Source organism: Aquimarina callyspongiae, from assembly GCF_034322225.1.
GTDB lineage: Bacteria > Bacteroidota > Bacteroidia > Flavobacteriales > Flavobacteriaceae > Aquimarina.
In genome coordinates this window covers 352,111-367,524 of record NZ_JAXLPA010000002.1, presented here as the reverse complement: position 1 = coordinate 367,524, position 15,414 = coordinate 352,111, and the positions used below count along the sequence as shown (strand labels likewise).

Here is a 15,414-nt window from a genome sequence, read left to right as displayed (position 1 = left end):
AAGGACTTATCTTTACACAAACTCACTATGAAAAAGATTATTTCAATATTTATATTATGCTACATTGGTATAGGATATGGTCAATCCACTATCAAAACCATGTTTTATAATGTATTAAATTATCCTACAGCACCTCCAGATACAAGAGAGAAGGTTCTGGAAACAATTATTGATTCTTACGAACCTGATATCTTTATGATTTGTGAGCTTGAAACTGAAGCTGGAGGAGAAGAAATACTCAATGAATCTTTAAATGATGGGCACTCAGATTATTCTAGTGCTCCATTTTTATTTAATTTTTCTAATTCAGATATTGAATTACACCAGTTGTTATATTTTAATAACAAAAAGTTTACTCTTATTCAAAGTCAAAGATTAATTAATGCTATTCGTGATATTAATTGGTATACTCTTGAATTGATAACTGATGAACAAAATACAGATCCAATCAGGATAGAAATTTTTGTGGCTCACCTTAAAGCCAGCCAGGGAGCTGATAACGAGCAAAAACGCTTGGACATGGTCGAAGTTTTTGTTGATAATCAGATAAACCTTGATCAGGATGCATATGTTCTCTTTGCCGGTGATTTTAACTTATATTCTTCTAACGAACCTGCTTACCAGGCAATTCTTAACTCTGGTAACAGAATTGTTATGGTAGATCCTATAAATACCGATGGAGATTGGCATACAAACAGTACTTTTGAAGGCATCCATACACAAAGCACAAGAATTAGTAGTTCTGGATTTGATAATTTTGGAAGCGGTGGTGGTCTGGATGATAGATTTGACTTTATTATGATGTCAGAAAATATGAGGTCTGACACAAAATTAAGCTATATTCCCAACACGTATGCTTCTTATGGTAATAATGGAAATTGTTATAATCAACGTATTGATGATTCTAACTGTACAGGCATATATGATGCAGCATTAAGGAGTGCATTATACAATATGAGCGATCATCTTCCAGTTGTTATGGAGTTACAAACCAATCAAGAGTTTTTAAGCACTCCTGATTTTAATCAAATTACTAAATTAGTACAATTAAATAGTGGTACTATAGTTGATGATATATTGTCATTAACTATAAATAATTCCTTGGGGAGCGTGAATTTTAAAATATACAACACACTTGGGCAAGAAGTACAATCGTTTACTTCAAAAAATCAAAGCATTCTTAATGTATCCGTAGAAAGTTTAAGCGGTGGAGTATATTATATAATCCCTACTAATATTAAACATTCTACTATTAAATTTGTCAAAAGAGGGTGAAGACAAATAAAATTTCTCATATCATCCTTGTTTTTTTTGTACTAAATGTAGTGTCTGCACAGCATAACATTACCATTGATGGTATATTAGATTCAGAAGCAAAAACAATTACTATAGATCAAAAAATAGTCTATACTAATACTTCTGACGATACTTTATCCGAGATCTTCCTTCACGATTGGGCTAATAGTTTTTCTAGTAAAACCACACCTTTAGGAGAACGATTTTCAGAAGATTTTTTAAAGAGGTTTTATTATGCCAAGGATCATGAACGAGGAGCTACTGCCATAGAATCTATATCAGATACAAATTCAAATACTTTATTTTGGGAGCGTTATAATGATATACAAGATATTATCAAAATCCCTCTTACCAATAAGTTAAATCCAGGAGATCAATATACTATATTACTTAAATACAAAGTAAAAATACCTAGTGACAAGTTCACTCGTTACGGCTATCACAACAACGGAAATTATAGTTTAAGATATTGGCATATTGTTCCTGCGGTTTATGATACTAAATGGAACATATACAGTAATAAAAATCTTGATGATCAATACACAAATGTAGCTAACTACAACATTAACATCTCAATACCATCGGTATATAATATATATACTGATCTACAAAAAGAAACGATTTCAGAATCAGAAAACACTAAATTGATTCAACTCACCGGCAAAAACAGAAATACGGTTGAGCTATATTTAGAAAAGCAAAGCACATTTTATGCATTTCCTGCAAATGGAGTCCAATTCATTAGTAATATAGAAGATAATGATCTGTTACCTGCTATGAAATCGGTAGCAACTACGAGAATTATTAAATTTCTTGAAAAAAGATTAGGACCTTATCCTTTTGAAAAAATTTTAGTTTCAGAAAGTGATTATAAAAACAATCCGGTATATGGACTTAACCAGTTACCTGACATTTTAAGGCCCTTTCCTGATGGTTTTCAATATGAGATAAAACAACTTAAAACCATTACAGAAAACTACTTAGAAAAAACCATCCTAATTAACCCCAAATATGATTCATGGATAAGAGATGCTATACATATTTACTTAATGATGGCATATACTGAGCAGTACTATCCTGACATGAAGATTGTAGGTAATCTTAGTAAGATAATAGGTGTTAGATGGTTTCATGCATCCGAATTAGAATTTAATGATCAATATTTTCTTGCATATAAAAATATAGCAAGGCTTTTTCTAGATCAACCACTTAATACTCCAAATGATGAACTTGTAAAGTTTAATGCTAATATAGCTAATGCCTACAAGGCTGGTGTAGGTTTTAAATATTTAGAAGATTATCTAGAAGATGATAATATTGTTACAGAAAGTATTAAAACATATTATGATAACAACAAATTAAAGCTTACTAGTTCTGAGGACTATCGGGAAATACTTACATCTATCTCTCCTAAAAGTGTAGATTGGTTTTTTGAGGATTATGTATCTACCAAGGAACAGATGGATTTTAAAATTAAGTCGGTTAAAAAAGGTAAAGATTCTATAGAGGTAACTGTAAAAAACCTTCAAAATAACTCGATGCCAGTTTCATTGTACGGATTAAGAGATGATACTATTATTTCTAAAACCTGGGTGACTAATATTAATGGAAGTAAAAAAGTTACCATTGCTAATGATAACTTAGATAAGCTTGCTCTTGATTATGATCAAAATATTCCTGAAGTCAACAGAAGAAACAATTATAGAAATCTTAAGTGGATTTTAAATCGCCCAATACAATTTAGGTTTTTACAAGATGTAGAAGATCCTAAGTATAGTCAGATATTTTTTATTCCTGAATTTGAGTTTAATGTATATGATGGCTTTACTATTGGTTCTAAATTTTATAACAAAACGATTATACGACGACAATTTGATTATAAGATCACTCCTTTTTATGGTTTAAAATCCAATAAACTCTTAGGCTCTGTTTCTTTTACCTACAGACATCAAATAGCTGATCACGGCTTATATCAAATTAGATATGGAGCCAGTGGAAACATGTTCAGCTATGCCCCAGACCTTTTGTTTAAACGTTTTTCTCCGAACATCAATTTCTTTTATAGATCAAAAGACCTTAGATCCAACAAAAGACAAAGGCTTTCTATAAGAAGTGTAAATGTGTTTAGAGATCGGGATGAAAACAATCCAGTAAGTACTCCTGATTATAGCGTGTTTAATGTAAGGCATAGATATTCAGATTTTAACCTCACTGATTTTAAATCATATTTATTTGATTATCAAATAGCTAAAAACTTTAGTAAAATTTCGACAACGATTAATTATCGTAAGTTATTTTTAAATAACCGTCAATTAAACTTACGTCTTTTTGCCGGAGCCTTCATCTTTAATGATACCGAAAAAGATGGTGATTTCTTTAGTTTTGCACTGGATCGCCCAACAGATTATCTTTTTGACTATAATTACCTTGGACGTAGTGAAGATACAGGACTCACAAGTCAACAAATTATAATTGCCGAAGGAGGATTTAAGTCACAACTTAAATACCCTTTTGCCAATGAATGGATCACAACTTTTAATGCTAATACTAATATTTGGAACTGGATATATGCCTATGGAGATATTGGTTTAGTAAAAAATAGAGGCATCTCTCCTAAATTTGTATACGATGCTGGTGTTAGATTAAGTCTTGTTGCAGATTATTTTGAAGTATTTTTCCCAGTTGTTTCTAATAAAGGATGGGAGATCGCACAACCCAATTATGATGAACAAATACGGTTTATCATTACCCTAAGTCCAGAAACTCTAATCGGGCTATTTACAAGAGAATGGTACTGATCATAGTTCAAGTAACTATTATTTTTTTAAATGTGAAAATTTTGAATATTTGTTAACCAATCCTTAAAATACGGATATAAAACAATAATTCATCAATAAAAAGCCCTTTTAGATAAGATATATTCAAAAAATTTAAGAGTTTCTAACTTGCAAATGGTCTTCATTTTAATTAAATTTGCAATCCATAAAAACATCGTTCGTATGCAGCCTGAAACTATGACTACCCCAAATATTTCTTTTGAAGAATATAAAAATCAAATACTTAGAGATTATACAATCGCATTACTAAGTAGAGAATGTAGTTTATTAGGACGACGAGAAGTACTTACCGGAAAGTCAAAATTTGGAATTTTTGGAGGAGGAAAAGAATTACCTCAATTAGCAATGGCTAGGGTTTTCCGTAATGGAGATTTTAGATCAGGATATTATCGTGATCAAACTTTTATGATGGCCATAGATCAATATACCGTTGAACAATTCTTTGCCGGATTGTATGCACATACTGATATTGAGAAAGAACCTTTTGCTGCAGGAAGACAAATGGGTGGGCATTTTGCTACTCATAGTCTTAACGAAGATGGTACCTGGAAAAATCTAACTTCACAGAAAAACTCAAGTTCTGACATCTCTCCTACTGCTGGACAAATGCCTCGATTATTAGGTCTTGCGCAAGCATCTAAAGTATATAGAAACGAAAAAAGTGTTGCCAACAAAACAAATTTCTCTATTCAAGGAAATGAAGTAGCCTGGGGAACTATTGGAAACGCAAGTACTAGTGAAGGTTTATTTTGGGAAACCGTAAATGCTGGTGGTGTATTACAGGTACCTATGGTTATTAGTATCTGGGATGATGAATATGGTATTTCTGTTCATGCAAAACATCAGACTACCAAAGAAGATATCTCTATGATCCTTGAAGGATTTAGAAAAGATGAAGAGCATCCTGGTTATGAAATCATTAAAGTTAATGGTTGGGATTACCCAGCTTTGGTAGATGCATATCAAACTGCAGAAGACCTTGCTCGTGAGCAACATATCCCTGTGATAATTCACGTTAAAGAACTTACTCAACCTCAAGGGCATTCTACATCTGGTTCTCATGAGCGCTATAAAAGTGAAGAACGACTGAATTGGGAAAGAGAATATGATTGTATCAAGAAGTTCAAAGAATGGATTATTGAACATGAAGTTGCAACCACTGAAGAACTTTTAGATATTGAAAAAACGGCGAAGAAAAAAGTTAGGAAAGGTAAAAATGATGCCTGGAACGCTTACATATCTGAAATAAAAGCTGAGCAAAAAGAAGCAGTAGATCTATTAAGAAGTGTTGAGAGTCAAAGTCAAAACAAAAATTTCATCACACCACTTGTAAATACTCTTGCTTCTAAAGAAGAGCCAATACGTAGAGATATTCTTGAAGCAACAAGAAAAACATTGCGTTATCTTACTAAAGAAAATAGTTCTGAGAAATTAGCTCTTCAAAAATATGTAAATGATTATATTGCTTTAATTCAACCAAAATACAGTAAACACTTATATAGTGAATTTGATTCTAAAGCAATCAATATTGCTGAAGTTAAACCATTATATAACGAAGACACTCAACTGGTAGATGCTCGTCTTATTCTTAGAGATAATTTTGATGAAATATTTAGCAGAATCCCAGAGTCTCTAATTTTTGGAGAAGATAGTGGAAAAATTGGTGATGTAAACCAAGGATTAGAAGGCCTACAAGAAAAATTTGGCGAAATCAGAGTCTCTGATGCAGGTATTAGAGAAGCTACAATTATCGGTCAAGGTATCGGTATGGCAATGAGAGGACTACGACCAATAGCAGAAATCCAATATCTGGATTATATTCTTTATTGTGTTCAGGGGTTAAGTGATGATCTTGCCACATTACGATACCGAACTTTTGCTAAACAGAAAGCTCCATTGATTATAAGAACCAGAGGACATAGACTTGAAGGTATATGGCATTCAGGTTCTCAAATGGGAGGTTTGATTCATTTACTAAGAGGTATACATATTCTTGTACCAAGAAATATGACAAAAGCAGCAGGGTTTTATAACACTTTACTTGATAGTGATGAGCCTGCATTAGTGGTAGAATGTCTAAACGGATATCGTTTAAAAGAAAAAATGCCTTCTAACTTAGCAGAAATAAGAACTCCAATTGGTGTGACCGAAACTATCAAAGAAGGTAAAGATATTACTTTAGTATCCTATGGTTCTACGCTAAGATTAGTTGAGCAAGCTGCAAAAGAATTATTATCTGTTGGTATCGATGCAGAGGTGATTGACGTGCAATCATTGTTGCCTTTTGATTTATCTCATGATATTGTAAAAAGTGTTGCCAAAACCAATAGATTATTAATTATTGATGAGGATGTTCCTGGAGGTGCTACAGGATATATTTTACACAAACTTATTGATGAGCAAAATATATATCAATATCTTGATAGTGAACCACAAACATTAAGTGCTCAACCGCACCGACCTGCTTTTGGTACTGATGGAGATTACTTTAGTAAACCTTCTACAGAAGACATCTTTGAAAAGACATATGATATCATGCATGAATCTAATCCAGCTACATATCCTCAATTAAGATAAGAAAGAAGGATAGTTATCATCTCAGCTTAGGTTTAATTTAATTAGGGTTTTCTATTTTTATACGTTTTCCGTCTTTATAGGAGATCACAAATATCCTATTGCTAAAACCGGATTGAATCAATATATTTCTAAACTCCTGAGCTTCTGGCAATGTCTCAAAAACTCCTAAGCTAAGTTTATAAAAAGAAGTATCGCTATACACTCGACCATTAATATATTTTTCTGAAAGCGAGGAAGTAATTTTATCATTGTTAAAAGAATTGATCTGAACAGAATAAACCATTTCTTTATCAATCAAATTTCTATATAAATAAAGGTCTTTAATTTCTTCTATATCTGTCTTTTCTTTTTTAATTAAATCTAATTCACTTTTTAAAGAATCAAATTTTGTTTGTAATGCTAATACATTTTGATCATTTTCAGCTTGTTTCTTAGCCAATTGTGGTTTGTTCCAATAAAAAGAATATATAGCAACTCCGATTGTAGAGAGTAACAATACAAGACAGCTGATTCTTAATATTTTTTTAGCAGTATTACTTTTGTGAAGTTTTTCAGTTTCCCGATCTAAAAGATCTTCCAGTTTTTTCTGTTTTACTTCTGCCTTTTCAATTTGATAATGTAAAGACAAAAGATCTTCATTTTTGATATCCGGCATATTATGGGAGATTTGTGTGAGTTCTTGCAAATTTAAGGGAGTCTTTGTTTAGTGATTTTATACACAATTCCGTTATTAACTTCTAGTACCAATATAGGTTTTTCTTCTATCATCCGCTGGAATGCCTTGATAGGAAAACCATTAGAGATTTGATTAACATTACGGATTCTTACCTTATCATCCAACTCTAATATCCTCACTTTAGAATCCTTATTACTTATATAATAGTTGTTATACAAAAAATACAAAGTATCACCGTTTTTGTTTATATCATATTCAGCATCACCATTTTCTTTTGCTTTCTTTACTGCTTTTTTGCCTTGAAAATATTCAATTTCATCAACTTCAATAAATATCACACCATTTCTCCTAAACACCTCATTCACATAACAATACCTTCTTTCATATTTTTTCTTGGCTTTGTTAATACTATCCTCTTTTGAAATTAGAATTTCTGTTGATTCATTTTCTAGTTCATCAACAGAAATTCTATCATTCGTTAAACTTATCGAATCTTGATTCAAGTATGTTTCTCTTTTATACTTAGAAATATCAGATTTCAATTTGGTTATTTCAGCCTCTAATGAATCATTAACCATAGTCACCTGTTCTAAGTTTTTGGCCTTATCTAATTCTCCACTACTCTCTAATGAAACATTTTTATCATAAAGATAAAAAGACACTACGGTTAACATAACGGCAACAGCCAGAAAAAGCATGATTCGCAAATTTCTATTTCGTTTTTTTAATTCTTTAGAAATAGATGCTATATGATCTTCTAGTTTTTGTTGCTTTACACCTGATTTTTCAATCTGGTACTGTATAGATAGTAGTTCTTCTTTATCTTTATCTTTCATATTTCACATTAAGATAAAGAAAATTACGGAATCCACTTAATATTTTTAAAATCCGGTTTTCTTTTTTCTAAAAATGCATTCCTACCTTCTTTTGCTTCCTCCGTCATATAAGCTAGTCTTGTAGCTTCTCCAGCAAATACTTGTTGCCCTACCATTCCATCATCTGTTAAGTTCATTGCAAACTTCAACATTTTGATTGATGTAGGTGATTTTTCAAGAATTTCCTGTGCCCATTGATAAGCGGTATCTTCTAATTCATCATGTGGGATTACAGCATTTACCATTCCCATCTCATAAGCATCTTGCGCAGAATAATTTCGTCCTAAAAAGAAAATCTCACGTGCTTTCTTCTGCCCTACCATTTTTGCTAAGTATGCTGAACCATATCCTCCATCAAAACTTGTTACATCAGCATCTGTTTGTTTAAAAATCGCATGTTCTTTACTAGCTAATGTAAGATCACAAACCACATGTAAACTATGACCTCCTCCTACTGCCCATCCTGGTACAACAGCTATTACCACTTTTGGCATAAAACGGATTAAACGTTGTACTTCTAGAATATTAAGCCTATGCATCCCATCTGTACCTACATACCCTTGGTGCCCTCTAGCTTTTTGATCTCCTCCACTACAAAAACTATATACTCCATCTTTTGATGACGGGCCTTCTGCCGATAATAAGACAACACCTATAGAAGTATCCTCTTGGGCATCATAAAAGGCATCATATAATTCACTTGTAGTATTAGGTCTAAATGCATTACGTACATCAGGCCGATTAAATGCTATACGTGCTACTCCTTCAGATTTTTTATACGTTATATCTTGATATTCTTTTGCAGTTTTCCAGTTTATTGAACTCATTTATTATAATATTTAGTCTTCTCAAAAATACTATAATATATGTTATCTAACCATAAATACAGAAGAGTTAAAAACAAATAAGTTTACAAAACATCAGTGTTTAGGTTTCTAAATGCATATAAGTACTCAATCTCTTTTTCCAATACAGATTATTTTTCCATCTTTTCTCTGTTGTATAATGAGCAATCAACTTATTTTGATACGCTTCAAAAGCATTCTCTGTAATATACCTATAAGCAAAAAATGCATTATCTTTCCCTAAACAAGTATCTGCCAATGCATGACCACCATAATATCCTGAAGCTAATGCCGAAGTAATACCGTATGACGATATCGGATCATATGAAAATGCTGCGTCACCTACAGCCATCCAATGTTTACCATAAGGAATCTCTAGATTACTTGTACCTGCAGGCATTATTTTAATTTGCTCATTTCTAAATATTGTTTCCTTAAAGAGACTAGAGAGATGAATTGTAGTTTCAAATTCTGTTTTCAGAAAAGATTTGATATTATCTTTTTTTGGTAAAAGTTCTTTTAAAGTAAAAAACATCATCGAAACTCGATTCTTATGTAATGGAGCTATATACCACCAACCATTTGATGTTGCTTCTATAAATATCTGTTGCTCTGCATCATAAGGAAGATCAATTTCAGAGATCAATGCAAATTGCTCATCCCATACTTTCTTCACCACTCCAAAATGCCTACATACTGAAGCCTTTTTACCCGTTGCATCAACCACATAGTTTGCTATTAATTCAATAGTCTCATTTTCGTTTTGAATTTTAATGATTACGTTATTATTATTTTCAGCAACCTGTGTTAAACGATACCCAGAAAAAAAGGAGGCATCTGTACTTTTAACTTTAGATTGCAATTGCCATTCAAAATGAGATCTATTTACCAGGTAACCATGTCCATGGATGTCTGAGATAAAATTTTCTTTTTCCATTTTCTCTGAACCCCAACAGCTATTATTTCCATAATAAGGTTGATGCTGTTTATCGTCTAGCAAATGTGATATCCCTAACTGCCTTAATAGTGGTTTAGCATTTGGAGGTATCGCCTCTCCTGGTTTAAAAACAGGAGTTTGCTGTGCTTCTACTATACAATGTTTAATCCCTCTTGAAGAGAGTGTTAATGAGGTGGCGATCCCAGCAGGACCGCCACCTACAATAACTACCTGAAATTTATAATTAACGTTCGTCACGTCTAAAAGTTCTTCGTTCTCTTTTACGAGTAGGTTCTTCGCTCTTCAGTACTGTAATTTTATCTAACTCCTCATAATCTCTTGTTTCATCTTCAATATTCTCTGCATAAAGAACCTGCTTAAATGTAGGATCTTCTCCAGAAAAATGACGTCCAGTCTCTTTCCAAACCTTATCAGGAAGAAACTCGCTTTCATTGTTTTGTTTTGCTGGAGCGATAATTCCTAATTCATGCCACTCTAGTACCATTAAATTGATTTTCTTAGTATAATCACTTCCAAAATCACGTAACCAATCTTGTCTATAATCAAAATGTTTTAATCGTTGCCCAATGTTCAAACTATGTACTCCCATTCTCTCAAAACTATCCTCACTCAATACCTGGTTTGGTACACGAGCAGCCCAAAAAGAAGGTAATGGCAAATAAGTAGACGTATCATATCCTGATAGACAACTAGCTTCATCTGTTTGCCATGGCACTCCTAACCATCTGGTCAGAGATCCCGGTCCACTAGAAGAAAGTGGTCCATCCTGTCTTAAGACTATTGCTGTAGATAACAAAGGGCCAAAATTAAGCTCTGGTAACGCCCCTTCTTTCATAATATTAAGACGATAAGGTGATTTCCACATTAGTTTTACCCTCATTGGCCAGGTAAGTTCAATACCAGGATGAAAAGGTCCTCCTAAACACTCTTCTAAAGGAGCTTGATTAAGAGCATTGAGTTGTTCTGCAGCAGTAAGTTGATCAAATGGTGTTTCTACAGTAGGTTTCCCTTCTACAAAATCTCCATCTGCCCATTTTTTTAATCGTTCAAATTGCGTTCTTGTAATAGGAAGATCTACCAAAGCTATTTTTTCATATTCACCAAAACCATCTCCATAAAACGGAGGTACTTTTGCAGGTGTATATTCATTAGAGTCAGGATCTCTAAACCAATTAAATACTCGTTGTCTTTCTTCTTTATATTCTTTAGCGGGATTTGATAATTTTTTCAATAAATCAGAATTCGTAAAGTCTGAAGGCGAATTTTTACCAAATAGCATAAAAAACCCTTGATTTACCCATTGAGTATCTGTCATGCGCTCCAGAATAGGGTAAATATGATCCCAGAAAACCACTTGTTTTGCAGAAGGGTTAGGATATCCCAATTCTCTAATAAACAGATCTTGCACCACATCATTCATCGTTACAACTCCATACAATCCAGGTCCAAAATCTGGAGGAGTCACAGCTACCATTGCTGGTTCTGCCTCATACTCTTTTCCGTCAATACTAACTTTGGCTCTTACAACTCCATCACAGGTATCATCATGCCAACCATCATTATTAGCAAAAGTTACTGCTGGTTGATTATCTTTTGAAGCAGAATCCCCGTTTCCACCAAAAAACAATAATCGTCCTTCATCATCAGTACGAAGTTCTCCTAATGGCACTTTTTTGCCATAAAAAGTTCCTGAATCAAACTGATACTCTTCTCCTTCTTTGTTCTTTCCTGAAATTGTCCTTGTACCAGGATCAATAATCAATTGAGATCTGTCTTTTTCTGAATTATTACGAGGTGCCGACGGAATTGCATATCCATCCAAATCCAATGCATTATTAAACTGATACCACGCAGATTTTATGTTTGCTACATGCACTCGCCATTCTATTGAGTTTTTTGTAGAATCTGTAATTTCGTGTAATACTTCGCCATTAGCATTAAAAGCGTATACTCTAAAACGAGCTACTTGTTTCTTAACTCTTCCTTCAGAATCTTTAAAGCCTCCTTTAGGATCTGCAGGAATTCCCGGTAAATCTGAGGATAAGAAGTATTCTTCAGAGTTACCTACTCTTGAAATCCCTATTGGTGGATAAATAGCAACACTAGCAATTTGATCATCTTTCATTTTAGTAAGTTGGTTTAGTGAATTTTATAAATAAGCATTTGTACTTATTAGCATTTCAGATAATTTGTAATATTTCAAAGTTAGCGGTAACCATTGTATTCAATCAAGCGTAAAAACACCTGTTTTTTAATTATAATTTCTCAATTGATTATTAAACAAATACTAAAAACAAGAAAATTTATTCGATTTAACTTGACTTTTGCACGGTTTTTGATAACTTTAAAAGTGTTTAAACAATATTAATTATGCGAATTTTTGTAGGGTTACTATTAGGATGTGTGAGTTTTATTTCTTTTGGACAGGAAGCTAATTCTTGCGAATCTGCTTGGAAAAAAGTTCAGCAATCTATCGGAAGCTTAACACAGGAAAACACTGAAAGTAAAAAAATTTTTTCTTTTACATTGTCTGGTACCCAACCATCGAGTATGATGGATTATTATCTGGATCAATGCAAACCTGATCTTGATCAATTATCAACATCTATCACTAAAAACATATATACTAATCCTTATTCATATTCACCTAGTTTCTATTCTTATAATAGTGAGATTATACAGAATATACGAAATGGTTTTATTGTTGCTCAAGGAGGTATTGTTAATACTGTATATACAGACCCTACAACTACAGACATTGTATTTGACTATCGAGGATTAAAAGTAAAACATTAAAAAATGAGAGTATTTACCACCCTTTTCTTAGTTCTTATTTCTATCTATTCTTACGGACAAGATAACCCAACTTATATTGTTGACTGGGAAGAACTCAATGCTATATTATCTGAAGATAACATAAGTTATACTATTGAATTTGAAGAATCTATACCATCTCTATCATACGTTAGTAAAAATATACAAACTCAGAAATATGAATTAATGGAAATTGATCTTTCTGTTGATTTACGCAAACAAGAACTTGGTGATAAAGCTTCTATGTTAATACTTCCTAAGAATAATTTTATTCAACCAAATTATACAGTAGCTATCCCGACGCAATCACAACCGAATAGTAATTTTAGGATTACAGGTAATGGTGGTTTTGGTAGTTCTACCAGTAACGGAGGCGTAAGAAATACAGTTTATAAGGATGCCAGTTTATATAGTGGTGCTTTCTGCCCAATTACTGGGATCGTTTACTAGACTAATTATTCTACAAGACGGATTCCTTCTTTTTCAATAATGATCTTTTTGGCAACGAGAGTTCAATAAAATCTACAATATCTTTATAGAGATGCTTTTGTCTACAAAAGCAATATTTTGTTAATCTAAAGATTTCTTTATATATCACAAGTTCATCAATAATATTTTACCCCCTATTTTATTCCTTTCAGATTTTAAATAAAGACAACTAACTTCTTCACTATCAAAATGAACTATAAAACTAAAAATATTTATAACAAGAAATAAACAGTAATTATTCTGTGTATTTCATGTAAAATATTATCTGGAAATTAACTTATTATTGTACACACTAAATATTTTACACATGAAAACTATTTTAAATTTAAATGGAATAAAAACCATTGGGAAAGAAGAACAAAGTAAAATTTCTGGAGCAAGTCGATACGGTTGCGAACAAAGAGGTTGGCAATGTTGTGAACCTGGTCCTCATGGAGATAATTGTGGGGTAGGTGAATGTACTGGCCATGGGAGCTTTTCTGCATGTCTATGGTATTAAACAATCACTATTGAAAAGATCTTAAAAAATGAGGTGATAGTAACATTATCATCTCATTTTCTAACATTATTATTCTTTTTCACTCAAAATAGTACGATTTTTGACTTCTTTATTCTCTCATCAAAATTATATATCATGATGATAGTCTATATAGTTGTGCTTTTTATCCTATAACCAGAATTGTATACTATATAATTATTCTACAAGACGGATTCCATCTTTTTCAATAATAATCTTTCTAGCTTTATATAAAGATCCTATAGCCTTTTTAAAGCTCTTTTTACTTAATTGAAAAACTGATTTTATATCCTCTGGATCCGATTTGTCATTTAGATCTATAAACCCTCCACTAGCTTGTAATTCGTCTAGGATTTGTTGCGCATTAGGCTCAATACTTCTATATCCGTGTCTTTGTAATGTAATATCCATTTTTCCATCAGGACGTACTTTTTTCACAAAACCTTTTAATTGATCTCCAACGGTAATTTTCTGAAAAATCTCATCAGAATAAACCAATCCCAAATGTTTTTGATTTACAATCATGTTCCATCCATAAGGCGAAGGATGCGAAGCAATTAACTCGACTTCATCATAGGCTGATAATAAAACTAATGAATTATCCAGAAATGCATTTGTTTTACTAGAAGCTGCCAATCTATTGGTCTCTTCATCCAGATAGACATAAACCAGATACCAGCTATCTACTCGCATTTTTGTAGCCTGCTCTTTAAAAGGCACAAAAAGTTCCTTTTCTAGCCCCCAATCCATAAAAGCACCTATTTCTGATACACTTGTACATTTAAGATAAGCAAACGAATTAACTGTAGCATAAGGCTCTAATGTAGTTGCTATGATACGTTCTGCATTATCCAGATATAAAAACACCTTTAGCTTATCTCCTATTTCAAATACTTCTGGAACGTATTTGTTAGGCAGTAATACTTCATTTTCCTCATCATCAGAAAGATAGATCCCTTGATCTCTATCTTTAACAATCTCTAATGTATTATATATTCCTAGTTTGAGCATTTTTATATTTTTTGCAAATATAGGTCTTTCGCTCTGATAATAACATACAAAAAAGGTGTTCATAAAAATGAACACCTTTAAAAATGGTTTTAAAATCTTATTCTAATTATAAATAGATTCTTTTCCAAAATGTTTTGTAAGTAGATAATACACTACTGCTCTATATTTGTTACGGTTTGATTTACCGTATTGTTCTATTACTGATGCAATTCCTTCATCCAACTTGGCACTATCAGCAAGACCTAATTTTTTGATAAGAAAGTTTTGTTTTACTGTATTAAGCTCACTATCATCACTCCCAGATACGGTAGCAGCATCCGCATTGTAGATAGCAGGACCACAACCAATAGTTACTTTGGTTAATAAATCCATATCAGGTGTTTGACCTATTTTATCTTTAATATCAGCTGCATACTTAGTGATTAATTCGTCTCTTTTACTCATAAATAATTCGTTTTAGGTTTTTAGTTATTGTTTTTTGATTTCTATATCAAATATAGATCTATTATAAATGAATAA

13 protein-coding genes are annotated in these 15,414 nt (G+C 32.4%); 6 read left to right on the top strand and 7 right to left on the bottom strand.

Annotation, left to right across the window (positions count from 1 at the left end; all coding sequences use genetic code 11):
• The first annotated feature begins 27 nt into the window (after positions 1 to 27).
• The 3 genes from U0D62_RS08720 to U0D62_RS08710 all read left to right on the top strand — a co-directional run bounded on the left by U0D62_RS08720 (position 28) and on the right by U0D62_RS08710 (position 6,710).
• Entirely contained in the window at positions 28 to 1,275 is a 1,248-nt protein-coding gene (locus U0D62_RS08720) for a hypothetical protein (RefSeq protein ID WP_322286882.1), read from the top strand.
• Complete coding sequence (locus U0D62_RS08715) at positions 1,272 to 4,094, top strand: gluzincin family metallopeptidase (RefSeq protein WP_322286881.1); 2,823 nt, start codon at positions 1,272 to 1,274, stop codon at positions 4,092 to 4,094. The genes U0D62_RS08720 and U0D62_RS08715 overlap by 4 nt, the downstream gene beginning before the upstream one ends.
• A 201-nt stretch (positions 4,095 to 4,295) precedes the next feature.
• Positions 4,296 to 6,710 carry an alpha-ketoacid dehydrogenase subunit alpha/beta gene (locus tag U0D62_RS08710; protein WP_322286880.1) on the top strand — a complete coding sequence of 805 codons (2,415 nt, stop codon included), beginning with the start codon at positions 4,296 to 4,298 and terminating at the stop codon, positions 6,708 to 6,710.
• 37 nt (positions 6,711 to 6,747) lie between these two features.
• On the opposite strand, the gene U0D62_RS08705 is transcribed toward U0D62_RS08710, so the two are convergent.
• From U0D62_RS08705 to U0D62_RS08685, 5 genes are all read right to left on the bottom strand, one after another.
• On the bottom strand, positions 6,748 to 7,365 hold the full coding sequence (locus tag U0D62_RS08705; protein ID WP_322286879.1) for an SPOR domain-containing protein: 618 nt from the start codon (positions 7,363 to 7,365) through the stop codon (positions 6,748 to 6,750).
• 32 nt (positions 7,366 to 7,397) lie between these two features.
• Positions 7,398 to 8,222 (bottom strand): hypothetical protein, encoded by an 825-nt coding sequence (locus U0D62_RS08700; RefSeq protein WP_322286878.1) that lies wholly within the window; start codon positions 8,220 to 8,222, stop codon positions 7,398 to 7,400.
• Between the two features lie 23 nt (positions 8,223 to 8,245).
• Positions 8,246 to 9,088 carry a 1,4-dihydroxy-2-naphthoyl-CoA synthase gene (locus U0D62_RS08695; RefSeq protein ID WP_322286877.1) on the bottom strand — a complete coding sequence of 281 codons (843 nt, stop codon included), beginning with the start codon at positions 9,086 to 9,088 and terminating at the stop codon, positions 8,246 to 8,248.
• 100 nt (positions 9,089 to 9,188) lie between these two features.
• Entirely contained in the window at positions 9,189 to 10,301 is a 1,113-nt protein-coding gene (locus U0D62_RS08690) for an NAD(P)/FAD-dependent oxidoreductase (RefSeq protein WP_322286876.1), read from the bottom strand.
• The gene (locus tag U0D62_RS08685; protein ID WP_322286875.1) at positions 10,288 to 12,189 is read right to left on the bottom strand and encodes a LodA/GoxA family CTQ-dependent oxidase; all 1,902 of its coding nucleotides are present in this window, start codon (positions 12,187 to 12,189) and stop codon (positions 10,288 to 10,290) included. The genes U0D62_RS08690 and U0D62_RS08685 overlap by 14 nt, the downstream gene beginning before the upstream one ends.
• A gap of 245 nt (positions 12,190 to 12,434) precedes the next feature.
• Between U0D62_RS08685 and U0D62_RS08680 the strand changes: the two genes are divergently transcribed.
• From U0D62_RS08680 to U0D62_RS08670, 3 genes are all read left to right on the top strand, one after another.
• A complete protein-coding gene (locus U0D62_RS08680; RefSeq protein ID WP_322286874.1) occupies positions 12,435 to 12,860 on the top strand; it encodes a hypothetical protein in 426 nt (141 codons plus the stop codon).
• A 3-nt stretch (positions 12,861 to 12,863) separates the two neighbouring features.
• Positions 12,864 to 13,328 (top strand): hypothetical protein, encoded by a 465-nt coding sequence (locus tag U0D62_RS08675; protein WP_322286873.1) that lies wholly within the window; start codon positions 12,864 to 12,866, stop codon positions 13,326 to 13,328.
• A gap of 346 nt (positions 13,329 to 13,674) precedes the next feature.
• Entirely contained in the window at positions 13,675 to 13,866 is a 192-nt protein-coding gene (locus tag U0D62_RS08670) for a hypothetical protein (RefSeq protein ID WP_322286872.1), read from the top strand.
• 195 nt (positions 13,867 to 14,061) lie between these two features.
• On the opposite strand, the gene U0D62_RS08665 is transcribed toward U0D62_RS08670, so the two are convergent.
• Together U0D62_RS08665 and U0D62_RS08660 are read right to left on the bottom strand one after the other, a co-directional pair.
• Positions 14,062 to 14,895, bottom strand: a complete 834-nt coding sequence (locus U0D62_RS08665; protein WP_322286871.1) for a CvfB family protein — start codon at positions 14,893 to 14,895, stop codon at positions 14,062 to 14,064.
• A 102-nt stretch (positions 14,896 to 14,997) separates the two neighbouring features.
• Entirely contained in the window at positions 14,998 to 15,339 is a 342-nt protein-coding gene (locus U0D62_RS08660; RefSeq protein WP_322286870.1) for a DUF2853 family protein, read from the bottom strand.
• Positions 15,340 to 15,414 lie beyond the last annotated feature (75 nt).